20 protein-coding genes are annotated in these 22,386 nt (G+C 64.8%); 15 read left to right on the top strand and 5 right to left on the bottom strand.

Annotation, left to right across the window (positions count from 1 at the left end; genetic code table 11):
• The coding region (locus Q0602_RS20915; RefSeq protein ID WP_298847696.1) for an aspartate/glutamate racemase family protein at window positions 1-404 on the top strand (404 nt) is incomplete at its 5' end.
• Between the two features lie 18 nt (window positions 405-422).
• On the opposite strand, the gene Q0602_RS20910 is transcribed toward Q0602_RS20915, so the two are convergent.
• From Q0602_RS20910 to uraH, 3 genes are all read right to left on the bottom strand, one after another.
• Window positions 423-1,163 carry a GntR family transcriptional regulator gene (locus tag Q0602_RS20910; RefSeq protein WP_298847694.1) on the bottom strand — a complete coding sequence of 247 codons (741 nt, stop codon included), beginning with the start codon at window positions 1,161-1,163 and terminating at the stop codon, window positions 423-425.
• Between the two features lie 98 nt (window positions 1,164-1,261).
• Window positions 1,262-2,629 (bottom strand): 8-oxoguanine deaminase, encoded by a 1,368-nt coding sequence (locus tag Q0602_RS20905; protein WP_298847692.1) that lies wholly within the window; start codon window positions 2,627-2,629, stop codon window positions 1,262-1,264.
• Window positions 2,629-3,015, bottom strand: a complete 387-nt coding sequence (uraH, locus tag Q0602_RS20900) for a hydroxyisourate hydrolase (RefSeq protein ID WP_298847690.1) — start codon at window positions 3,013-3,015, stop codon at window positions 2,629-2,631. The genes Q0602_RS20905 and uraH overlap by 1 nt, the downstream gene beginning before the upstream one ends.
• A gap of 108 nt (window positions 3,016-3,123) precedes the next feature.
• Between uraH and uraD the strand changes: the two genes are divergently transcribed.
• Window positions 3,124-3,663: a 2-oxo-4-hydroxy-4-carboxy-5-ureidoimidazoline decarboxylase gene (gene uraD, locus Q0602_RS20895; RefSeq protein WP_298847688.1), complete on the top strand. Its 540-nt coding sequence runs from the start codon at window positions 3,124-3,126 to the stop codon at window positions 3,661-3,663.
• A 70-nt stretch (window positions 3,664-3,733) separates the two neighbouring features.
• Window positions 3,734-4,663 (top strand): IclR family transcriptional regulator, encoded by a 930-nt coding sequence (locus tag Q0602_RS20890; protein ID WP_298847686.1) that lies wholly within the window; start codon window positions 3,734-3,736, stop codon window positions 4,661-4,663.
• Window positions 4,664-4,863: 200 nt separating this feature from the next.
• On the opposite strand, the gene Q0602_RS20885 is transcribed toward Q0602_RS20890, so the two are convergent.
• Window positions 4,864-5,718: an SDR family oxidoreductase gene (locus Q0602_RS20885; protein WP_298847684.1), complete on the bottom strand. Its 855-nt coding sequence runs from the start codon at window positions 5,716-5,718 to the stop codon at window positions 4,864-4,866.
• A gap of 167 nt (window positions 5,719-5,885) precedes the next feature.
• Here Q0602_RS20885 and Q0602_RS20880 point away from each other — a divergent pair, with 167 nt between their 5' ends.
• The 9 genes from Q0602_RS20880 to Q0602_RS20840 all read left to right on the top strand — a co-directional run bounded on the left by Q0602_RS20880 (window position 5,886) and on the right by Q0602_RS20840 (window position 16,914).
• Window positions 5,886-7,058, top strand: a complete 1,173-nt coding sequence (locus tag Q0602_RS20880; protein WP_298847702.1) for an aspartate carbamoyltransferase — start codon at window positions 5,886-5,888, stop codon at window positions 7,056-7,058.
• A gap of 452 nt (window positions 7,059-7,510) precedes the next feature.
• A complete protein-coding gene (locus Q0602_RS20875) occupies window positions 7,511-8,803 on the top strand; it encodes an FAD-binding oxidoreductase (RefSeq protein ID WP_298847682.1) in 1,293 nt (430 codons plus the stop codon).
• A gap of 29 nt (window positions 8,804-8,832) precedes the next feature.
• Window positions 8,833-9,963 carry an ABC transporter ATP-binding protein gene (locus Q0602_RS20870; RefSeq protein ID WP_298847680.1) on the top strand — a complete coding sequence of 377 codons (1,131 nt, stop codon included), beginning with the start codon at window positions 8,833-8,835 and terminating at the stop codon, window positions 9,961-9,963.
• An 11-nt stretch (window positions 9,964-9,974) separates the two neighbouring features.
• Window positions 9,975-10,886, top strand: coding sequence for an ABC transporter permease (locus Q0602_RS20865; protein ID WP_298847678.1), 912 nt, complete (start codon window positions 9,975-9,977; stop codon window positions 10,884-10,886).
• Complete coding sequence (locus Q0602_RS20860; protein WP_298847676.1) at window positions 10,883-11,695, top strand: ABC transporter permease; 813 nt, start codon at window positions 10,883-10,885, stop codon at window positions 11,693-11,695. The genes Q0602_RS20865 and Q0602_RS20860 overlap by 4 nt, the downstream gene beginning before the upstream one ends.
• 71 nt (window positions 11,696-11,766) lie before the next feature.
• Window positions 11,767-12,834: a PotD/PotF family extracellular solute-binding protein gene (locus tag Q0602_RS20855; protein ID WP_298847674.1), complete on the top strand. Its 1,068-nt coding sequence runs from the start codon at window positions 11,767-11,769 to the stop codon at window positions 12,832-12,834.
• Between the two features lie 79 nt (window positions 12,835-12,913).
• Window positions 12,914-14,278, top strand: a complete 1,365-nt coding sequence (locus tag Q0602_RS20850; RefSeq protein WP_295035800.1) for a glutamine synthetase family protein — start codon at window positions 12,914-12,916, stop codon at window positions 14,276-14,278.
• A 61-nt stretch (window positions 14,279-14,339) separates the two neighbouring features.
• On the top strand, window positions 14,340-15,428 hold the full coding sequence (locus Q0602_RS20845; RefSeq protein WP_298847672.1) for a spermidine/putrescine ABC transporter substrate-binding protein: 1,089 nt from the start codon (window positions 14,340-14,342) through the stop codon (window positions 15,426-15,428).
• Between the two features lie 172 nt (window positions 15,429-15,600).
• A complete protein-coding gene (locus Q0602_RS20840) occupies window positions 15,601-16,914 on the top strand; it encodes an FAD-binding oxidoreductase (RefSeq protein ID WP_298847671.1) in 1,314 nt (437 codons plus the stop codon).
• A gap of 136 nt (window positions 16,915-17,050) precedes the next feature.
• Here the strand turns inward: Q0602_RS20840 and Q0602_RS20835 are convergent, their stop codons facing one another.
• Window positions 17,051-18,427, bottom strand: a complete 1,377-nt coding sequence (locus tag Q0602_RS20835) for a glutamine synthetase family protein (protein ID WP_298847669.1) — start codon at window positions 18,425-18,427, stop codon at window positions 17,051-17,053.
• A gap of 244 nt (window positions 18,428-18,671) precedes the next feature.
• Here Q0602_RS20835 and Q0602_RS20830 point away from each other — a divergent pair, with 244 nt between their 5' ends.
• Genes Q0602_RS20830 through Q0602_RS20820 form a run of 3 tightly spaced genes read left to right on the top strand, consistent with a single transcriptional unit; the run spans window position 18,672 to window position 22,357 of the window.
• Entirely contained in the window at window positions 18,672-19,418 is a 747-nt protein-coding gene (locus tag Q0602_RS20830) for a gamma-glutamyl-gamma-aminobutyrate hydrolase family protein (protein ID WP_149436181.1), read from the top strand.
• Between the two features lie 39 nt (window positions 19,419-19,457).
• On the top strand, window positions 19,458-20,861 hold the full coding sequence (locus Q0602_RS20825) for an aspartate aminotransferase family protein (RefSeq protein WP_298847648.1): 1,404 nt from the start codon (window positions 19,458-19,460) through the stop codon (window positions 20,859-20,861).
• Window positions 20,858-22,357, top strand: coding sequence for an aldehyde dehydrogenase (locus Q0602_RS20820; protein WP_298847647.1), 1,500 nt, complete (start codon window positions 20,858-20,860; stop codon window positions 22,355-22,357). The genes Q0602_RS20825 and Q0602_RS20820 overlap by 4 nt, the downstream gene beginning before the upstream one ends.
• Window positions 22,358-22,386 lie beyond the last annotated feature (29 nt).

The raw sequence follows: 22,386 nt of genomic DNA, 5'->3' as shown, positions 1-22,386 counted from the left end.
GCTTCTCGGTGGTGACCACGCTGGCCCGTACCGCGATCATCGCGGAGCATCTGCTCGACCAGTATGGATTCCGCCATCACTGCCGGCGCGTCCGTGCCACCGACCTGCCGGTGCTGGAGCTGGAGAACCCGGCGGGCAACGCCTACCAGGCGCTGCTGGAAGAGTGCCAGCGAGCCAGGGAAGAGGACGGCATCGGCGCCATCGTGCTCGGCTGCGGCGGCATGGCGGACCTCACCGAGCGCCTCACCCATGACCTGCAGATGCCGGTGATCGAAGGCGTCAGCGCCGCGGTGAAACTGGCGGAGTCGCTGGTCTCGCTGGGCCTGGGCACCAGCAAGCACGGCGATCTCGCCTTTCCGCGGCCCAAGCCGTTCAGCGGGCGCTTCGCCGACTGGGGCGTGTAGTCGAATCCGCTCAGCGCATCAGCCAAAGATCTGCCGCAGATCCGGCGCTTCGTCGGTGCTTTCCTCGATCGACAGCGACGCCTCGATCGCCTTCAAGTGGCGCTGCATGAAGGCGACGGCGCGCTCCTCCCTGCCGGCTTCCAGCAGCGTCACCAGCTCGTCGTGGTCGTGGGATTCGCAGCCCAGATGCCCGGAGGCGCCGTAGACGGCCAGGATCAGCGACGAGCGCGAGCAGAGCCGTTCGACGAATTCCGCCAGCGGCGTATTGCCGGAGAGCTCGGCCAGGCGCTGGTGGAACTGGGCGGAGAGCTGGATCGCCCGACTCTGCTCGCCGGCGCGCAGGGCCTGGCGCTCGCTCGTCGCCAGCTCGCGCAGGACCCTGGCATCCGCCGGTTTCAGCCGCCGTGCGACCCACGGCATCAACTGGCACTCGACCAGTTGGCGCGCGGCAAAGACATCCCGCGCTTCCTCGATGGTCGGCCGGCTGACGCTGGCGCCACGCCGAGGGGTCAGCGTGACCAAGTACTCGAGCGCCAGGCGCTGCAGAATCTTGCGGATGCCGGTACGGCTGACGCCGAACACCTCCGCCAGCGCATCCTCGCGCAGGCGTGCCCCCGGCTTGAGCCGGTGCTCGACGATCGCCTCGCGAATCTGCTGATAGATCGTTTCATGGCGCTCGGCGCCGTCCCCCGCCTTGCCCGCCCCGCGGTTGCGTTTCGCCTCGGCAGACCCGCTCGCTGCGTTCGCGCTTTTTGCCATTGTCGTTCGCCCCACCCAGCGCCGGTCGCATCGATGATCCACTCCGTCATCGATTGTATACGGCCCGCCGCCAGATGACAGCCGCCCGGCGCAGGGGCTCAACCCGAGACCAGCCGTCTGGCGCTGGCGTTGTGCCTCGCCACCATGGCATCGAGGTCGTGGCCCAGCAGCTGGCCGCTTTCGACACGACGTACACCGTTGACGATCGACAACTCGACCTGCGGCGGCTGGCAGAACACCAGCGATGCCAGCGGGTCGTGCAGCGCGCCACCGGCCAGGGCCAGCGAGTCCAGCCGGAAGCCGATGATATCGGCGGCCTTGCCCACCGCGAGCTGGCCGATATCGTCCCGGCCCAGCACCGCGGCGCCGCCACGGGTGGCGAACCACAGCATCCGGCGCGCGGTGAATTCGTCCATGTCGCCCTGGAGCCGGCCCAGCAGCATCGCCTGGCGCGCCTCCGCCAGCAGGTGCGAGCCATCGTTGGAGGCGCTGCCATCGACGCCGAGGCCGACCCGCATGCCGGCCTGGTGCATGGCCATCACCGGCGCAATACCGGAACCGAGACGCATGTTGGAACTGGGACAGTGCGCCGCGCCGCAGCAGTGGCCGCCGAGGCGCGCGATCTCGTCGGCATGCGGGTGCACCATGTGGGCGAACCAGACATCGCTGCCGACCCAGCCGACCTGCTCGGCATACTCCACCGGCGTGCAGCCGAAGCGCTCGCGACAGTAGGCTTCCTCGTCGCGGGTTTCGGCCAGGTGGGTATGCAGATGCACCCCGTAGTGACGGGCCAGCTCGGCGCTTGCGACCATCAATTCGCGGGAAACCGAGAACGGCGAGCAGGGCGCCACCACGATACGGGTCATCGCCCGCTCGGCGGCGTCGTGATAGCGCTCGATGGCGCGCTGGGTATCGTCGAGGATTGCCTGTTCGGTTTCGACCACGCTGTCCGGCGGCAGCCCACCCTGGGACTCACCCACCGACATCGAGCCCCGCGAGGCATGGAAGCGCAGGCCGAGCTCGGAGACCGCCGCGATCTGGTCGTCGATACGTGCGCCGTTGGGCCACAGGTAGGTGTGATCCGCCGCCGTGGTGCAGCCGGAGAGCAGCAGCTCCGCCGCGGCGATCTGGCTGCTGGCGTGGAGCGATTCCGGGTCGAGTCGCGCCCAGATCGGATAGTGGGTCAACAGCCAGTCGAACAGCTCGGCGTTCTGCCCCGCCGGCAGGTTGCGCGTCAGGGTCTGGTAGAAGTGATGGTGCGTGTTGACCAGCCCCGGCAGCAGCACCTGGCCGCTGGCATCGATGACCCTGTCGGCCGGCGCCTCGAGCTCGGCCGCGACCTCCTGCGCCGAGCCGATGGCGACGATGCGGTCGCCGCTGACGAGAATGCTGGCATCGCGCAGCTCGCGCGCGTCGTCGTCGAAGGTCGCGATCAGCTCGGCATTGCGGATCAGGGTCGTGGTCATCAGCTACCCCGGTACGTCGAATAACCGTAGGGAGAGAGCAGCAGCGGCACATGATAGTGCTCGTTCGGCGCGTCGACCGTGAACTGCAGTGGGATCCGGTCGAGAAAATGCCCGGCGGCCGACTGGCCGGCAGGTAAGCCGGATGTGTGGCCGGCCCGTAAATAGTCGCCGGCGTGGAAAAGGAGTTCGTAGACCCCGGCGGTGAAGTCGTCGCCTTCCAGCAGCGGCGCCTCGCAGCGGCCATCGGCGTTGGTGGCCACATCGGCCAGGCGCAGGCGAGTCCCGCCCTCCAGCCGATAGAGTTCGATGCGCAGGTCGCCGGCAGGGCGACCGCGCGCCGTGTCCAGCACGTGGGTGGTCAGATAGCCTTTGGCTGTATCGCTCATGGTGGCCTCGGTCGGATGCGGGATCGCCCGAAATCGGTGGATTGCCGGGCGTACGAAGCGTTAGCCTCATTCAAGTTGGTTTGTATACAAAGGTCAATCGGAGGCCTCATGACAACGGTACTTCTCACGCCCAGGCCCAGCCAACTGGCGCGCGACGCATTCATCGATCGCTATGGCGATATCTACGAGCACTCGCCCTGGATCGCGGCGCAGGCCTGGGAGCAGGGTCTCGACGCAGCCCAGGACACGCCCGCCGGACTGGCCGAACGGCTGCGTAAGCAGGTCGACGCGGCCTCGGCCGAGGCACAGCTGGTACTGATCCGGGCCCATCCCGACCTGGCTGGCAAGGCAGCGATCGGCGGCGAGCTGACCGACGACTCCCGCTCGGAACAGGCCGGCGCCGGACTGGACCAGTGCACCCCGGAGGAGTTCGCGCGTTTCGAGCGGCTCAACCAGGCCTATCGCGATCGGTTCGACTTCCCGTTCGTCATCGCCGTGCGCGGGCTCGACCGCCACGCGATTCTGGCAGCTTTCGAGACTCGCCTTAACCATACCCGGGAACAGGAGCGCCGGACCGCCATCGAGCAGATCCACCGGATTGCGCGACTGCGGCTGGAACAGCGCGCGACCGAAAGTCGTAGCCGATAGCGCGCAGACACCACGGGATCGAGCGGTTATCCTGAGCGCCTGATATGGGCGGACACGAGAGCGGCGACGGGTGACGGACGAAGAGCGGCATCGGGCGACCGAACAGCAGCGGCATCGGGCGACTGAACAGCAGCGGCATCGGGCGACCGAACAGCAGCACAATCGGGCAGCGGAATCCAAACGCAGGGCCGTCGGCCGGCCCGCGGGCGGCGCCAAGAGCAGCGGCGGGCACAGTCAGTCGCTGGTGCGGGGCCTGAACATCCTCGAGATGCTGGCGGCGACTCCGGACGGGCTGGCCCTGTCCGACGTCGCCGAGGACGTCGGACTGGCCCCCTCGACCACGCATCGCCTGCTGCAGGCCCTGTTCCAGCAGGGCTTCATCACCCAGGACGTCGAGAGCGGACTGTGGAAGATCGACGTCAAGACCTTCCGCATCGGCAACAGCTTTCTCGAAGCGAGGGATTTCGTCGCCACCGCCCGCCCCTTCCTGCGCCGGCTCACCGCCAGCAGTGGTGAAACCGCCAACCTCGGCATCCGCGACGACGGCATGGTGGTCTACCTGGCCCAGAGCGAATCGAAACAGATGATGCGCATGATCACCCGGCTCGGCTCGCGGGCGCCGCTGCACGCTTCCGGTGTCGGCAAGGCGCTGCTGGCGTGGATGCCGCCCCAGGAGTTCGAGCAGATCGTCGCCGGCCGCGTGCTGGAGGGCGAAACGCCCAATACGCTGACCGACGTCGGTACGCTACGCGACCAACTGGTCGAGATCCGTCGACAGGGCTACGCCGTCGATCGCGAAGAGCATGCCATCGGCCTCAACTGCGTCGCGGCCACCCTGCATGACGAGAGCGGCCTGCCGCTGGCGGCGATCTCGGTCTCCGGCCCGGTGGCCCGGATCGACGATTCCCGCCTGCCCGAACTCGCCGCCCTGGTCGCGGAGACCGCCCGCGAGATCACCGCCAAGATCGGCGGCAAGACCCCCACCGAACCGCCAGCGTAGGCGTTGGGCCCGAAACGCCCCAGCGCAGGCATGTTTCGTTTGGAAACGCTGAATAAATTGTCGAGCAGGATGAAGCGCAAGGCGCACGGAGCGCAGCAACCGGAGCATATTGGGGTATATGTGAGGATTCGACCGGGCTGGCGCTCCAGCACCGCGCAACGAAGCCGATTCGCCTGCGCAGACATTTATGCAGTGTTTCCTCAAGTATTCAGGATCACCCCGCCATTCAGATGGATAGTCTGTCCGGTCATGTAGGAAGACTCCTTGCTGGCCAAATAGACGTAGGCCGGCCCCATCTCGCTGGGCTGCCCGGCGCGCTTCATCGGCACCTGCCCACCGAAGCCCTCGACCTTGTCGTCGTCGAAGCTGGCCGGGATCAGCGGCGTCCACACTGGCCCCGGCGCTACCGCGTTGACGCGGATCTCGCGATCCACCAGCGATTGCGCCAGCGAGCGCACGAATCCCTGGATCGCGCCCTTGGTCGCTGAGTAATCGATCAGGGTGTCGTTGCCCTTGAAGGCGTTGACGGACGACGTGGCAATGATGGTATCGCCAGCGCTCAGATGCGGCACCGCCTCGCGCACCAGGTAGAAGTGGCTGAAGATATTGGTGGCGAAGGTGCGCTGCAGCTGCTCGTCGGTGATCTCGGTCACATCGTCCCAGTCGTGCTGCTCGGCGGCATTGTTGACCAGGATATTGAGGCCGCCCAGCTCCCGCCGCGTGCGCTCGACCACGTCGCGACAGAATGCGGAATCGGCGACGTCGCCCCTGAGCAACAGGCAGCGCCGGCCCTCGGCTTCGATCAGCGCCTGGGTGTCTTCGGCGTCACGATCCTCGTCGAGGTAGACCACGGCGCAATCGGCGCCCTCGCGGGCGTAGTGGACGGCGACGGCGCGACCGATGCCGCTGTCACCGCCGGTGATGATCGCCACCTTGCCCTCGAGCTTGTCGGTACCGCGATAGTCGTCGCGAATGAACTCCGGCTCGGGGCGCATGTCGTGCTCGTCACCCGGCTGATGGGTCTGATGCTGTGGTGGAAAATGCGATTCTGACATTCCGGCTCCCTCCTGAACGAATCGAATGAATCTGTCCGGCCGTCGCGGCATCCTCCCATGAATCACCGCGACGCCTCCCCAGCATAGAGAGCCTGGCGGGATTCTTCCAAACCTCGGTATCAATCATTAACCCAGGTTAAAAACGGCTCCCGCCGCCATCGCCACCCATCCGCCTTGTCGCCCCTTGCGGCGGACCCGCGGCATCGCGCCTTTCCGGGCGTGAAGCGAGCCGCCAGCGGCGCTACACTATCGCCGCCGCATGCGCTGTCACACTTGCCCGCCAAAGAGGTTTCCCGATGCCTTCGCACCTGCTCTCCGTCGATTCGCTCTCCCGCGATGCCGTCGACCACCTGATCCGCATCGCCGAGCGCATGGAGCCGATCGCCCAGCGCCGCAAGGTGACCCGCGTGCTCGAAGGCGCGGTGCTCGGCAACCTGTTCTTCGAGGCCAGCACCCGAACCCGGATCAGCTTCAACGCCGCCTTCTGCCGCCTCGGCGGCAGTGTCTGCGACACCACCGGCTTCACCTTCTCGTCGATGGCGAAGGGCGAATCGCTCTACGACACCAGCCGGGTGATGGGCGGTTACGTCGACGCCATCGTCATGCGCCACCCGGAGCAGGGCTCGGTGGCGGAGTTCGCCGAGGCGACCCAGGTGCCGGTGATCAACGGCGGTGACGGCCCGGGCGAGCACCCGAGCCAGGCGCTGCTGGACGTCTACACCATCACCAAGGAGTTCGCGCGGCTGGGCAAGCCGCTGGCGGGGGCGCATCTGCTGCTGACCGGGGATCTCAAGTACGGACGCACGGTGCACTCGCTGATCAAGCTGCTGTCGCTCTACGATCCGCTGCGCATCACCCTGGTGTCGCCGCCGGGGCTGGAGATGCCCCAGCATCTGGTCGATCTGGTGGCCTCTCGCGGCCACCGCATCGAGACACGGCCCAACCTGGCCGAGTCGTTCGACGACGTCGACGTGATCTACGCCACCCGCATCCAGCGCGAGCGCTTCACCGCGGAGATGTCGGAGAGCTTCGCCGAGCTGACCTCGGATTTCGTCGTCGATCGCGGCTTCCTCGACCGCCGCTGCTCGCCGACCACCATCGTCATGCATCCGCTGCCCCGGGATAGCCGCCCCGGCGCCAACGACCTCAGCACCGATCTCAACGGCGATCCGCGCCTGGCGATCTTCCGCCAGACCGACAACGGCATTCCGATGCGCATGGCGATCTTTGCCCACCTGTTGCAGGTGGAGGATCAGGTGGAGAGGGGTCTACGCGACGTGGGCTGGTTCGTGCCGAACACCTACGGCATCGACGAGGAGAGTCTGAAAGCGGGCTCTTGACCCATCAAACTCCCGGAGCTCGATCACCCCTCGGTTTGACGGCGCTGCGACACGATCTCGCTCCTGCCGATCACGACACGGCAGCCGATGCCCTTCGTCGGCTGCCTGACTCAGGCCCGGCTGTCGATTATTCCACTACTCCACTGATATTTTTTGATGTCCCCCTCGCTGTCGGAGGGGGTCGGCCGGCGCCAGCATCAGTTGCAAGATCGCGAAAAATCAGGCATTAAAAGGCGAAAAATCGCGTTTCAGCACCGTTTTCGGGCGTCATAGAGCTCAGCAAAAAGAGGCTGCGCGTCCTGCCGAGACTTGTGTCTTCCGGCCAAGAAGAGTGTTATTAAATAGTTGACATCCACCACGGAGCTGGTGACACACTGAGCGGGTCACGTCACTCTTCGACATGGCAGAATCAACAATTACAAGCGCAGCGCGCAACCCAAGACGGACATCCTATGACAGTTTATTCGTCGTCGGCGACAACCTCCTCCTGGTATCGGGACTCCATCGCCGTCGAGCTGGAGCCAGCGCTTCCGCTGGAGGGCGATCATCGCACCGATGTCTGCGTGATCGGCGCAGGCGTCACCGGCTGTTCCACCGCACTGCACCTGGCCCAGCGGGGATATCGGGTCATCCTGCTCGAAGCACTGGACGTGGGTCATGGGGCCTCTGGACGTAGCGGCGGGCAGATACTGCCTGGCCTGGGCACCGACATACACACCGTCGAGAAGGCCTTGGGGCTATCGGCCGCCCGCGATATCTGGGAAATGAGCCGTGAAGCCGTCAGGCTGACTGCCCACCTCGTCGAGCATCACCAGATCCCCTGCGACCTGTCCTGGGGCTACCTTCACGCGGCGGTCAAACCTCGCCATGTCGTCGGGCTCAGGGAGTCGCAGGAGCGAATGGCCCGCGACTTCGACTATCACGGGCTCGAGTGGCGGGAAGGCGACGCACTGCGCGAACACGTCGTCACCGATGCCTACCCGGCGGCGCTCTGGGAGCGCGAAGCGGGCCACCTGCATCCGCTCAACTACACGCTCGGTCTGGCCCGGGCCGCTCAACGGGCCGGCGCGATCCTTCATCAGTTCAGCCCCGTGGTCGATATCCAGCACGGCCAGCAGGCCAACGTCGTCACCGAACGCGGCCGCGTCACTGCCGATCACGTCGTGATCGCCACCAACGCCTACGGGGACAGGCTGGTGCCCGAAATGAGCGGGCGCATCATGAAAGCGGCCAACTACATGATCGCCACCGCGCCCATGACCGAGCAGCAGGCCGCTCAGGTGCTCCCGAGAAACGACGCCTTGTCGGATGCCAACTTCGTACTCGACTACTATCGCCTGTCGAGAGACCGGCGCCTGATCTACGGCGGGGAGGGGAGTTACGACGGCCGCCCGCCGCAAGGTCTGGAGGCGCGCACCGACGCCAAGATACGGCGCCTGTTCCCGGTGTTGAAGGAGATCGATATCGAATATCGCTGGGGGGGAGACGTGGCCATCACGATGAATCGCGCGCCGGACTTCGGCCGGCTGGCGCCCAATGTCTTTTATGCCCAGGGCTACTCCGGCCACGGTATGGCGTTGGCGGGGCTGGCCGGCAAGCTGCTGGCCGAGACCATTGCCGGGCAAAGCGAGCGCTTCGACCTCTTTTCCGCCATGCCCCACCGGACATTTCCGGGGGGGCGGTGGCTACGGACTCCCCTGCTGGTACTGGCGACCCATTTCTACAAGCTGCGCGACCGGCTGTGACGAGCGTCGGGAACGACGAGGACTGCCCAATGACCGATTTGACGAACACCGTGGACACCGCCGATCGAGCGGAAGTGGCAGATACGGCGTCGAGAGACAGGCGCGGCGCGTCCTCGATCAGGATGCAGGGTTTACGCAAGCAATTCGGACGCGACGCCATCGCGCTGGCGGGCGTCGACCTGGACATCAAGGCCGGCGAGTTCTTCACCCTGCTGGGGCCGTCCGGGTGTGGCAAGACGACGCTGCTGCGCATCCTCGCCGGACTGGAAGAGGCCGACGACGGCCAGCTGACGATCGGCGGCAAGGACGTCATCGACATGCCGCCACACCGGCGCAGCGTCAACACGGTATTCCAGTCCTACGCGCTATTCCCGCACCTCTCCGTGCGCGACAACCTGGCGTTCGGCCTGCGCATGCGTGGCGAACCGGCCGCCGAGCGCAACCGCAAGGTGGCGGAGGTGGCCGAATTCATCAAGCTCGGCCCGCTGGTCGAGCGCCGCGTCGACCAGCTATCGGGAGGCCAGAAGCAGCGCATCGCCCTGGCCCGGGCGCTGGTCTGCGAGCCCGACGTGCTGCTGCTGGACGAACCGCTGTCAGCCCTGGATGCCGGCCTGCGGGGCCAGCTGCAGGTCGAGCTGCAACGCCTGCAGAAGCGCCTGGGCATGACCTTCGTGTTCGTCACCCACGACCAGGACGAGGCCATGGTGATGTCGGATCGCATCGCGGTGCTCGACAGCGGCATCATCCAGCAGGTGGGCACTCCCCGCGAAGTCTACGAGCATCCGGCCAACGCCTTCGTCGCCCGCTTCATGGGGCACGACAACCTGTTCGCCATCACCGCCAGCGAGGACAACTGGGTGGACACCGGGCTGGGACGCCTGCAGTTGGACCCCGCCGAGCAGCGCGACGCCCCCGACGGCTGGCTGCTGATCCGCCCCGAGACGCTGGAGCTGGGCGGCGACATTCCCGCGGACTACAACCGGCTCGAGGGCACGGTCGAAGAGCGGCTCTATCGCGGCAGCCGCATCGAATACCGCCTGACCGTCAATGATCATCCCCTGACGGCAGTGGCCGGCAACCTGGGCCAGCGCATGCACGATGTCGGCGACCGGGTGACGATCGGTCTCTGCCCGGAAGATCTGGTCCGCGTCGCGGCCTGAGGAGAAGCGACATGCTGCAGACACCCTCGCGACGCCATGCGGTGGTCAGCGAAACCCGCCACCTGCTGTTTACGGTGACCCCGGGCGCAGCCTGGATCATCGTGTTCCTGGTACTGCCGAGCATCTATCTGATGGCCGTGGCATTCATGACCAACGGCCCCTACGGGCTGCCGCAGTTGCCGCTGTCGCTGAATTCGTTCGAGCAACTGGCGGGCGTCGGCTTTCTGGGCTGGAGCCCGGGCAATCTCTACACCCTGCTGCGCTCGCTGTGGCAGACCGTCGTCGCCACCGGACTGGTGGTGCTGGTCGCCTACCCCATCGCCTATTACATCACCACCTGCCGGGCGCGGTGGCGTCCGATCATGTTGCTGCTGGTGGTAGTGCCGTCCTGGACCAATCAGGTGATTCGCACCTTCGGCTGGATGAACCTGCTGGCGCCGGGTACGCCGCTCTCCAACCTCGCCGAGATGATGGGCCTGATCTCGCCCAACATGGGGCTCTATCCCTCCAACTTCGCGGTGACACTGGGTCTCGTCTACAACTTCCTGCCGTTCATGGTGCTGCCGCTCTACGCCGCCTTCGAGAAGCTCGACACTGCCCAGGTCGAAGCGGCGCAGGATCTCTACGCCAAGCCGGTCCGGGCGTTCTGGCACGCCGTCTTCCCGCAGACACTGCCGGGCCTGCTCGCGGGCGTGGTGCTGGTGGCGATCCCCGCGTTCGGCATGTACGTGATTCCGGAGCTTCTCGGCGGCGGCAAGGCGATGATGCTCGGCAACCTGGTGGCGACCCAGTTCTCCGGCGGTTCGAACTGGCCGCTGGGCGCCGCCGGCGCGATCCTGATGCTGATCGCGACCTTCATCGGCCTGTTCGCGATGCGCCGCATCGGCAAGCGCCTCGGCGGCGGCGAGGAGGTGGTGATATGAGAAAGCGCACACTCAAGCGTAGCTCTTTGAGACGAGCCCTGACGGCGTTCTGGTGGCTGACGCTGATCTTCCTCTACCTGCCGCTGGCGGTGGTGGTACTGTTCTCGTTCAATGCCGCCAACAGCGCCGCTCGATTGACCGGGTTCTCGCTGCGCTGGTATCACCAGCTGCTGGGCAACGAGCAGATCATCGAGGCATTCGGTAACACGTTGATTCTGGCGATCTGTTCCTCCGTCATCGCGCTCGCCATCGGCTGCCTGATCGGCTACGGCATGTACCGGCATCGCCATCGCAAGCTCGGCTGGCTGATCGTGCTGATCTACCTGCCCATCGTGCTGCCGGACATCGTCTTCGGCATCTCCGAGATGGCGTTCTTCGTCCAGTTCCACCGCCTGACCGGACTGCTGCAGCCGGGGCTCGGGACCATGGTCATCGCCCACGTGACCTTCCAGATCCCGTTCGTCGCGCTGATCGTCTACTCGCGCTTCGTCGGGCTCGATCCGAGCCTGTTCGAAGCGGCCAAGGATCTCTATGCCACGCCGTTGAAGCGGGTCATTCACTTCATGCTGCCGACCCTCAAGCCGGCGCTGATCTCGGCGTTTTTCCTGTCGTTCACGCTGTCGGTGGACGATTTCGTGATCAGCTTCTTCACCGCCGGGCCGGAGAGTGCCACGCTGCCGATCTACATCTGGAGCGCGATCAAGAAAGGCGTTACACCAGAGATCAATGCCATTGCCACCTTGATGATCGGCGCGGTGGCCCTGGCCGCCATGATCAGTCTCGTATTCAATCGCCAACGCAAGGTCTGAGCGCCAGCCCCGCGTCGGGCCCGCTCGGAAAACTGTCAAGAAAAGCCGTCGAACAACAAGGAGAAGAACCGATGTCAAAGCCCGTCACCCGTGCCATCACCGCCGCTTTCTGCAGCCTGCTGCTGGTCAGCCAGGCCCAGGCCGCGGACGACAAGCTCTACCTGTTCAACTGGACCGAGTACATGGACCCGGGGATCATCACGGCGTTCGAGCAGAAGTACGACGTCGAGGTGGTGCAGAACTACTACAACTCGCTGCCGGAGATGTTCGCCAAGCTCAATGCCGGCGGGGCCTCCCAGTACGACATCATCGTGCCCTCGAACTACTACGTCCCGCGCCTGATCCAGACCGGCCTGGTACAGAAGCTCGATCGCTCGAAGCTGCCCAATTTCGCCAACGTGAAGGCGCAGTTCCAGGATCCGAGTTTCGATCCAGGCTCCACCTATTCGGCGCCGTATCAGTGGGGCACGACCGGCATCGTCTATAACACCGATACCTTCCCGGACGCGCCTCGCAGTTGGTCGCTGATGTTCGATCCCGAGGTCAACGCCGACTACCCCTTCGCGATCATGGGCGACGGCCAGGTCGCCATGGGCGCTGCCTGCGCGTCGCTGGGCAAAGCCTACGACTGCGACGACCTCGACAGCTGGCGCGACGCCGCCAAGCTGATGATCGAGACCAAGCATCGCGACAACTTTTCCGGCTTCTCCGACGGCACCCCGGCGCTGCAGCAGCTCGCGCGCGGCGTGACCCATGTCGGCATGTCCTATAACGGCGACTACCTGCTGTACAAGAGCGAGGATCCGGAGACCTTCGCGCACCTCGACTTCATGATCCCCAAGGAAGGCGCCGAGATGTGGGTCGACTCGATGATGATTCCGTCCCAGGCACCCCATCCGGATCTGGCCCACAAGTTCATCGACTTCATTCTCGACGCCAAGATCGGCGCCCAGCTCTCCAACTACAACTACTACGCCAGCCCCAACGCCGCCGCCGAACCCTATCTGGAAGAGGCACTGAGGCAACCGCCGGCCCAGCCCACCGACGAGGAGATGAAAGTGCTGCGTTTCACCCCGAGCCTCGAGGGCGAGAAGCTGCAGACCTTTCAGCAACTGTGGTCGGAAGTGCAGGCCCGGTAGAGGCGCCGTTTCCCGATCTCACTGCCCGGCACGGCCGCTGGCCACGTCCGGGCAACCCATCACCACACGGAACGCTCACATGGGTCACCGTCAGGAAACACCAGCGCTCAAAGACTGGTTCCATCAGCACGGCATCACCGAGGTCGAATGCCTGGTTACCGATCTCACCGGCATCCTCAAGGGCAAGATCATGCCCGCCAGCAAGTACCTCGATGGCGGGCTGCCAAGATTGCCGGACTCGATCTTCATCCAGACCGTCACCGGCGGTTATCCCGACGACGAGGACATCCGCTTCTGGAATCCCGCCGAGCGGGACATGGAGCTGGTGCCCGACCCCAACGCCGCCTTCCTGGTGCCCTGGGCCGAAGACCCCACCGCGCAGATCATTCACGACTGCTACTACCTCACCGGCGAGCCGGTCGATCTTTCGCCCCGCCACGTACTCAAGCGCGTTCTGGAACTCTACGAACAGCGCGGCTGGCGCCCGGTGGTCGCCCCCGAGGTCGAGTTCTACCTGGTCAAGACCAATACCGACTCAGACTACCCGCTGGAGCCGCCGATCGGTCGTACCGGACGCCAGGAGAGCAGCCGTCAGTCGTTCTCCATCGATGCGGTCAACGAGTTCGATCCGCTGTTCGAAGAGATGTACGACTACTGCGAGGCGATGCATCTCGACCTGGACACGCTGATCCATGAAGAGGGCGCCGGCCAGATGGAGGTCAACTTCCAGCACGGCAATCCGCTGGCGCTGGCCGATCAGGTGGTCATGTTCAAGCGTGTGCTGCGGGAAACCGCGCTGCGCCACGGCATGTACGCCACGTTCATGGCCAAGCCGATGGCCAACGAGCCGGGCAGCTCGATGCACATTCACCAGAGCCTGGTCGACGCCCAGGGCAACAACCTGTTCGCCGGTGAAGAGGGCCACACCAGCACCCTGTTCCACCATTTCATCGGTGGTCTTCAACGGTACCTGCCCGCAGCGATGCCGCTGCTGGCCCCCAACGTCAACTCCTACCGCCGGCTGATGCGCCACGAGGCAAGCGGTTCCGCGCCGGTCAACGTCGACTGGGGAATGGACAACCGCACCGTGGGTCTGCGCGTGCCGGTCTCCTCGCCCGCCGCCACCCGGGTCGAGAACCGCCTCGGCGGCGCCGACGCCAACCCCTACCTGGTACTGGCGGCCTCGCTGGCCTGCGGCTATCTCGGCATGGTCGGCCAGTTGGAACCGCGCCCGCCGATGGTCGGCTCGGCCTGGTCCAGTGGCAGCAAGCTGCCGGACGACATCAGCCCGGCCCTGGACCGGCTGCGGGAATGTCCCGAACTGGCCGACATCCTCGGGGAACGTTTCACCAACAGCTATCTCGCGGTCAAACGCGCCGAACACCGCGCCTACTTCCGCGTGATCAGTTCGTGGGAGCGCGAGCACCTGCTGCTGCGCGTATGAACACCGCCAGGCGAGAAGTGCGGTGGGAGAACCTAAGTCTCCAGGACACCAGGGGAATATCATGAAATACGCGAACTGGGTGATCGCGATCGCAGCCGGCATGATAGGCAGCGGCGCCATGGCCGACGATCAGGAAAAACAGTTGAACCTGTTCAACTGGACCGACTACATGGATCCCGGGATCATCGCCGACTTCGAGGCCGAAACCGGCATCGACGTGGTTCAGAACTACTACAACTCCAACGCCGAGATGCTGGCCAAGCTGAACGCCGGCGGCGACGCCCAGTACGATATCGTCATCCCCTCGGACTACTTCGTGCCGCGTCTCATCGGGGCGAAGCTGATCCAGCCACTCGTCCCGGAAGGTCAATCGCAGCAAGGCCAAGCGCTGCAGGGCATCGACAATATCATGTCGGATTTCCGCCACCCGGCCTACGACCCGGAGGACATCTACACCGTGCCGTATCAGTGGGGTGTGACCGGCATCGTCTACAATACCGACACCTTCCCCGACCCGGATCCTAGCTGGGGACTGCTGTACGATCCCGCCGTCAACGCCGACTACCCCTTTGCGCTGCTCAAGGGCGATGCCCAGTTCACCTTCTCGACCATCTGTGCCTATCTCGGCGAAGGGTTCGATTGCGTCGGCCAGGCCCCTTGGGTCGAGGCCGCCAAGCTGGTGGTCGCCACCCGTGAGCGAGACAATTTCGTCGGCTTCGTCGACGCCACCGCGACCATCGAACAGATCGCCAGCGGCGTGATCCACGCCGGCATTGCCTACAACGGCGACCTGGCCGGCAAGCAGAGCGAAGACCCGGAGCTCTACGGCAATATCGGCTTTTTCGTGCCCAGGGAAGGCTCGCAGCGCTGGGTGGACGTGATGGCCATCCCGGCCCGGGCACCGCATCCGGACAACGCACGCCGCTTCATCGAATATCTGCTGCGCCCCGACGTCGCGGCCCAGCTTTCCAATTACAACCTGTACACCTCGCCCAACGCCGCGGCACAACCGATGCTGTCCGCCGAACTTCGCGAGCCACCGGTGATGCCCGATGCCGACACCCGCTCCCGGCTGTCGCTGACGCCCTCCGTCGACGGCGAGCAGTTGCAGCTGCTGCAGCAGTTGTGGTCGGAAGCCCGATCTCGCTAGCGGCGCGAGTACCGGAACGGGTCACCGAACGGCGGTTGGCGGCGGAAGCCGTCAACCGCCGCTTTTCTCGACAGGTGGCAAATATACCACGCCATCTGCATTGGATTCAGGCCCTTCGTCTCCGTAGAATAGGCATAAAGTGTTGAATAAAATAACCAATACGGAGTCTGTCATGCCCACGCGCCAAGGGGTCAAGCACACCGGAGCCACCCTGTCTCATGCTGCGTCCTGGTATGCCGCATCGGCCAATTCCAGCCCCGCACGCCAACCATTGCGCGGCGAGATCCATTGTGACGTATGCATCGTCGGCGCCGGCTTCACCGGTATCTCCGCCGCGCTGCATCTGGCCGAAAAAGGGCTTGACGTCGTCGTACTGGAAGCGGCTCGCGTCGGTTATGGCGCCTCCGGACGCAATGGCGGACAGATCGTCAACAGCTACAGCCGCGACATGGACGTGATCGAGGACAAGTACGGCGCCGAGACGGCTCGCGCACTGGGCGACATGGCGTTCGAGGGCAACCGCATCATTCGTGAACGCATCGCGAGCTACGACATCGAGTGCGATCTCCGCGAGCGCAACCTCTTCGCCGCCTGCAACGCCCGACAGCTCCACGGCCTCAAGGCACACCAGGCGCTATGGCGGCGTTACGGCCACGACCAGCTCGAGCTGCTGGAGGGTAAAGCCTACCGGCGTGAAATCGGCAGCGACCGCTACACCGGCGCACTGGTCGACCACTCGGGCGGCCACCTCCACCCGCTCAATCTGGTGCTGGGGGAAGCCGCGGCCTTCGAATCGCTCGGTGGCAAGATTTTCGAACACAGCCCCGTGGTCAGTCTCGTTCATGGCCAGACGGTAACCGTGAAAACGGCGGATGGCTGGGTTCATGCCGATCGCGTCGTCATGGCCGGCAATGCCTACATGAGCGGCGTCATGCCGGCACTCGAAGGCAAGTCCATGCCCTGCGGTACCCAGATCATCGCTACCGAACCCCTCGGGGAAGATCTCGCTCGCACATTGCTGCCCAATGACATCGCCGTCGAGGACTGCAATTATCTGCTCGACTACTATCGCCTGACTCGCGACAACCGGCTGATCTACGGCGGCGGAGTCAACTACGGCAACGAAGGCCCAGCCAATATCGAAGCGGTCATTCGTCCCAAGATGCTCAAGACATTCCCGCAGCTCAAGGACGTCAGGGTCGACTATGCCTGGAGCGGCAACTTCCTGATGACACTGAATCGGCTGCCGCAGTTCGGCGTCATCAACGACAACGTCTATTACGCCCAGGGCTATTCCGGGCACGGTGTCACCTGCACGCATCTCGCTGGCCGCCTGATCAGCGAGGTGATGACCGGGCGCGACGAGCGGTTCGATGCCTTCGCCGGCTTGCCCCACCTGCCCTTTCCGGGCGGCAGGCTACTGCGTGTGCCGCTGTCGGCAATGGGCGCCTGGTACTACGAGACTCGTGACAAACTGGGGATCTGAAGGCAGCGCCAAAGACCACGCGAAGATCGATCTCGAAACGTCAACGCCCCCTGCAAGACTCGACGGGAACGGAAACACCAGGGAAAGTTGTGATTATCATCTCGAGGCCCTGTAGCAGTGAAAAAAGCGGTCGCGATCAGACGTGACGCAGATACCAGTCGTACTCGAGCCGACTGACCGCCTGCATTGCCGCCTCGCGTTCGGAGCGGCGATTGGCGAGGAACACCTTCAGGAAGTCGGCGCCGAGCGCGGCGTTCAGCACGTCCGAGGCTTCGAGCACGTCCAGCGATTGTGACCAGCTGTTGGTCAATGTCGGCGCGAACTGCTCGTAAGCGTTGCCGGTGACGGCTTCCCCCGGCGAGACCTGCTGGGTGATGCCATGGATCACGGAGGCCAGCAGCGTCGCGAGCACCAGATAGGGATTGGCATCGGCACCGGCGACCCGGTGCTCGATCCGGCGCGCCGCGTTGTTGCCGGAGGGGATGCGCAGCGCCACCGAACGGTTGTCGTAACCCCAGGTGGGCGTCATGGGTACGTAAAGGCCCGGCTGAAAGCGCCGGAAAGAGTTGAGATTGGGCGCGAACAGCGCCATCGATGCCGGCATCATGGTCATGAGCCCGCCGATCGCATGCCGCAGGGTCTCGGTCCCCAGCGGATTCTCGTTCTCGGCGGCAAAGACGTTTCGGCCCGACTCGTCGAGCAGGCTCATGTGCACGTGCATGCCATTGCCGGCCTGACCGCCGTAAGGCTTGGCCATGAACGTGGCCTCGAAGCCGTGTCGGAGCGCCACGCCCTTGATCAGGCGCTTGAGCAGGACGGCACTGTCGCAGGCATGCAGCACATCATCGGTGTGGATGAGGTTGATCTCGAACTGACCCGGTGCGCACTCCTTGAGCGCGGTATCCAGCGGCAATCGCTGAACTTCCGCCGCCGCCTGAATGTCTTCCAGGAAATCGGCGTACTCGTCGAGCTCGCTGATCGAGTAGAGCTGGCTTTCGGTGGCACGTTCACCGGTGGCCGGCGACCGCGGCGGCTGAGCCATGCCAAGGTCATCGCGAGAGCGGTCGATCAGGTAGAATTCGAGCTCGAGAGCCACGACCGCCCTGCATCCGAGCTCCGCCAGGCGTCGGATCTGACGGGCGAGCACGTTACGCGGATCGGCAAAGAAGGGGCCGCCCTCATCGTCACGCATATCCATCAGCAGCTGCGCCTGCTTTCCCCCGCGTAGCCAAGGCGTGGGCATGAGGGTGCCGGGAATGGACCGACAGATTTGGTCGCCATCACCGGTCTCGAGGCCGAGCCCGGTCTCCTCCACCGTGTTTCCGGTGATATCGAGCGCAAAGACCGATCCAGGCAGGCTGACGCCATCCCGATAGACCTTTTCGAGATTGCCGCGAGGGATACGCTTACCTCGCATGACCCCGTTGAGATCGCTCAACAGCAAGTCGATGCTGTCTATTTCGGGGTGAAGGGCGAGAAAATCACGCGCCTCGTCGGCGGCAAGGGTGGACATGATGTCACCTGTGAACGTTTGTCTTGATCGTCGATATCTTTTCGTCGAGGCCGATTGTTGTCAAATTATTTACGCCAAATGGCTGATGAAAGAAATGAAAAAGCAGACAGAAATTACAATAAACTCTTTTAAAACATATATTTAATATTAACTTGCGGCCATCATGACCACTTTGGCTTGGCAAGAAATATGAACCCCGGTATGTTGAGCAAAACATAACACCCGTCATGACACAGGAGGCTCCATGGCCATTCGACCTCTGGTTGGCGTCATTGCCTGCCGCCGCATCGTGGAGGGCCACCCCGCCCACATGGTCACCGACAAGTACGTGCGTACCCTCCGCGACTATGGGCTGGAGCCGGTCATGCTCCCGGTATGGGAGGACGTGGAGACGTGTGCCGCCGGGGCGCTGCTGGACCGCCTCGACGGTCTGGTGCTGACGGGGAGCTACACCAACGTCCTACCGGATCGCTACGGTGCCAACCGCATTGCCGAGAATACGCGAGAAGATCGTGACCGTGATTCGGCGGCAATGACATGGATTCCCCTGGCGCTCGAGCGTTGCCTACCCTTGCTCGGCATCTGTCGTGGCTTCCAGGAGTTCAACGTCGCGTTCGGCGGGACCCTCTATCAGGCTGTCCAGAAAGTGGAAGGCAAACTCGATCATCGCGAGCCGGAGGGCGACAGGTCGGAACAGTACTCGCCGACCCACTCGCTCGACATTCGACCCGGCGGTCGGCTGGCAGCGCTCTTCCAGGAACCCCGAGCCAGCGTCAACTCGCTGCATCAACAAGGCATCGATCGTCTGGGTGAAGGCCTGCGCGTCGAGGCGGTTGCCCCGGATGGCCTCATCGAGGCGGTGTCGGTGATCGATGCGCCGAACTTCACCCTGGCGGTGCAATGGCACCCCGAGTGGCAGCCGAGAGAGCATCCTCTCTACGCCGCTATCTTCGAGGGGTTTGCCAGCGCCTGCCGTGGCGATGCCACCTGAACGCACGCTAGAGATGCTTTCACGATGAGAACCACGCCAATGACACCGTCAGACGCGGCAAGACTCAAGGCGCTCGACCGCGATCACTACCTGCACCCTTTCACCGACTTCAAGGCACTGGGTAACGAAGGCAGTCGCCTCATCACCGGTGCCCACGGCGTCTATATCGAGGACGACGAAGGCCGGCAGATCCTGGATGCGATGGCGGGGCTGTGGTGCGTCAACCTGGGCTACGGCCGCCAGGAGCTGGTCGATGCCGCTACCCGGCAGTTGCAGCAGCTGCCCTACTACAACAGCTTCTTCAAGACGACCCACCCGCCGGCGGCCGAGCTGGCCGAAGTCCTCTGCGGCCTGGCGCCGGGCCCTATCAACCGCGTGTTCTTCACCGGCTCCGGCTCCGAGGCCAACGACACGGTGTTACGCATGGTGCGCCGCTACTGGGCGCTCAAGGGTCAGCCCGACAAGCAGTGGGTCATCGGCCGCGACAACGCCTATCACGGCTCGACGGTGGCCGGCATGAGCCTGGGCGGCATGGCGCCGATGCAGGCCCAGGGCGGGCCCTGCGTGCCGGGCATCGCCCATATCCGCCAGCCTTACTGGTTCGACGAGGGGCGGGAGATGTCGCCCGAAGCGTTCGGCAGGGTCTGCGCCGACGACCTGGAGGCGCGCATTCAGGCGCTGGGGCCGGACAAGGTCGCGGCCTTCATCGCCGAGCCGGTGCAGGGCGCGGGAGGCGCAATCATCCCGCCGGAGAGTTACTGGCCGGCGATCAAGGAGGTGCTGTCGCGCTACGACATTCTGCTGGTCATGGATGAGGTCATCTGTGGCTTTGGTCGCCTGGGCGAGTGGTTCGGCAGCGTCCACTACGGTCTCGAACCGGATTTGATGTCGGTCGCCAAAGGCTTGTCATCAGGCTATCTGCCGATCGGTGGCGTACTGGTCGGCGATCGTGTCGCCCGGGTGCTGATCGACGACGGCGGCGAATTCCATCACGGCTTCACCTACTCCGGGCATCCTGCCTGTGCCGCCGTTGCACTCGAGAACCTCAGGCTGATGGCAGCCGAAGGGGTTATCGAGCAGGTGCGCCAGGTGACGGGGCCGTATCTGGCGAAGCACTGGAAGGCGCTCGAACGACATCCGCTCATTGGCGAGGCACGCTCGCTGGGGCTGATCGGCGCGCTCGAGATCGTGGCCGATGGCGCCACCGGCGCGCGTTTCGACAAATCCCTCAAGGCCGGCGAGACCTGTCGAGACGTCTGTTTCGAGCTCGGGCTGGTCATGCGCTCCGTGGGTGACACGATGATCATCTCCCCCCCGCTGGTCATCACCGAGGCGCAGATCGACGAGCTGATCGCGCTGGCGACCGCCGCACTGGATGAAACGGCACGCCGGCTGCAGGCCCGAGGGGCCACCATTTCGGCAACGAAGGAGACATTCACATGAGCCTGACACCAACGCTGGCCGACTGGCAGGCCAGAGCCGCCGCCGTTACCGCCAATCTGGAGACACGCGCCTTCATCGACGACGAGTTCGTGGCGGCCGCAAGCGGCGAGACCTTCGCCACGATCAACCCCGCGACGGGAGACACCCTGGCCGACGTGGCGAGCTGCGATGCCGCCGACGCCGACAAGGCCGTGACCGTGGCCCGCGCGGCGTTCGAGCGCGGTGACTGGGCCCGGCTGGCGCCTACCGAGCGCAAGCTCCTCATGCTGCGCCTGGCCACGCTGATGGAGAGCCATCGCGATACGCTGGCCCTGCTCGACACGCTGGACATGGGCAAGCCGATCAACAGCGCCCAGAGCGATGTCAGCGGCGCCATCGGCTGCATTCGCCATCAGGCCGAGTCGATCGACAAGCTCTACGGCGAAGTGGCACCGACCGGCGACGATACCCTTGCGCTGGTGCTGCGCGAACCGCTGGGGGTCGTCGCCGCCATCGTGCCGTGGAATTTCCCGCTGATGATGACGGCCTGGAAGATCGGCCCCGCCCTCGCCGCGGGTAACAGCGTCATTCTCAAGCCCTCCGAGAAGTCACCGCTCTCCGCCCTGTACCTGGCCTCGCTGGCGCGAGAGGCGGGCCTGCCGAGCGGCGTCTTCCAGGTGCTGCCGGGCTTCGGCCACACCGTCGGCAAGGCCTTGGCACTCTCCATGGAGGTCAACTGCCTCGCCTTCACCGGCTCGACCGGCGTCGGCAAGCAGCTGCTGCAGTATGCCGGGCAATCCAATCTGAAGCGGGTGTACCTCGAATGTGGCGGCAAGAGCCCGAACATCGTCTTCGCCGACTGCCAGGATCTGGACCGGGTGGCCCGCCACGCCGCCGAGGCGATCTTCTACAACCAGGGGGAGGTCTGCATCGCCGGATCCCGCCTGCTGGTGGAAAACAGCGTGCGCGACGCCTTCGTCGACAAGCTGCTCGCCGCCGCCGAATCGATGCAGCCGGGCGATCCGCTGGATCCCGACAGCTTCATGGGCGCCATCGTCGACCGTACGCAGTACGAGCGGGTGCTGGACTATATCCGCCAGGGCGTGGAAGAAGGGGCGCGGCTGCGCATGGGCGGCAAGTCGCTCGACGGGCCGGGCCTGTTCATCGGCCCCACCGTCTTTGACGGTGTCACCGACGACATGGTCATCGGCCGGGAGGAGATCTTCGGCCCGGTGCTTTCGGTATTCGGCTTCGATACCGAAGAGGAGGCGATCGCGATGGCCAACGACAGCGACTATGGGCTGGCGGCTGGCTTCTGGAGCCAGGACATCGATCGCATCATGCGGGTCACGCGACGCCTTCACTCCGGCCAGGTCTTCGTCAACAACTGGGCCGGCGGCGACCAGACCGTACCCTTCGGCGGCGTCAAGCAGTCCGGCAACGGGCGCGACAAGTCGCACCACTCGCTGGAGGAGTACTCCGAGCTCAAGAGTGTCTGGATGTCGCTATCGCCGTGAAGCCGTCATGAACCGAGCCGCTCGTGGCA

This window comes from uncultured Salinicola sp. (genome assembly GCF_937921195.1).
In the GTDB taxonomy this organism is placed as follows: domain Bacteria; phylum Pseudomonadota; class Gammaproteobacteria; order Pseudomonadales; family Halomonadaceae; genus Salinicola.
This window is presented reverse-complemented; position numbering and strand designations above follow the sequence as displayed.

Coding starts and splice junctions, on each gene's coding strand:
- Q0602_RS20910 (WP_298847694.1), bottom strand. CDS start 1,163: ATGGCAAAAAGCGCGAACGCAGCGAGCGGGTCTGCCGAGGCGAAACGC.
- Q0602_RS20905 (WP_298847692.1), bottom strand. CDS start 2,629: ATGACCACGACCCTGATCCGCAATGCCGAGCTGATCGCGACCTTCGAC.
- uraH (WP_298847690.1), bottom strand. CDS start 3,015: ATGAGCGATACAGCCAAAGGCTATCTGACCACCCACGTGCTGGACACG.
- uraD (WP_298847688.1), top strand. CDS start 3,124: ATGACAACGGTACTTCTCACGCCCAGGCCCAGCCAACTGGCGCGCGAC.
- Q0602_RS20885 (WP_298847684.1), bottom strand. CDS start 5,718: ATGTCAGAATCGCATTTTCCACCACAGCATCAGACCCATCAGCCGGGT.
- Q0602_RS20875 (WP_298847682.1), top strand. CDS start 7,511: ATGACAGTTTATTCGTCGTCGGCGACAACCTCCTCCTGGTATCGGGAC.
- Q0602_RS20870 (WP_298847680.1), top strand. CDS start 8,833: ATGACCGATTTGACGAACACCGTGGACACCGCCGATCGAGCGGAAGTG.
- Q0602_RS20865 (WP_298847678.1), top strand. CDS start 9,975: ATGCTGCAGACACCCTCGCGACGCCATGCGGTGGTCAGCGAAACCCGC.
- Q0602_RS20860 (WP_298847676.1), top strand. CDS start 10,883: ATGAGAAAGCGCACACTCAAGCGTAGCTCTTTGAGACGAGCCCTGACG.
- Q0602_RS20855 (WP_298847674.1), top strand. CDS start 11,767: ATGTCAAAGCCCGTCACCCGTGCCATCACCGCCGCTTTCTGCAGCCTG.
- Q0602_RS20850 (WP_295035800.1), top strand. CDS start 12,914: ATGGGTCACCGTCAGGAAACACCAGCGCTCAAAGACTGGTTCCATCAG.
- Q0602_RS20845 (WP_298847672.1), top strand. CDS start 14,340: ATGAAATACGCGAACTGGGTGATCGCGATCGCAGCCGGCATGATAGGC.
- Q0602_RS20840 (WP_298847671.1), top strand. CDS start 15,601: ATGCCCACGCGCCAAGGGGTCAAGCACACCGGAGCCACCCTGTCTCAT.
- Q0602_RS20835 (WP_298847669.1), bottom strand. CDS start 18,427: ATGTCCACCCTTGCCGCCGACGAGGCGCGTGATTTTCTCGCCCTTCAC.
- Q0602_RS20830 (WP_149436181.1), top strand. CDS start 18,672: ATGGCCATTCGACCTCTGGTTGGCGTCATTGCCTGCCGCCGCATCGTG.
- Q0602_RS20825 (WP_298847648.1), top strand. CDS start 19,458: ATGACACCGTCAGACGCGGCAAGACTCAAGGCGCTCGACCGCGATCAC.
- Q0602_RS20820 (WP_298847647.1), top strand. CDS start 20,858: ATGAGCCTGACACCAACGCTGGCCGACTGGCAGGCCAGAGCCGCCGCC.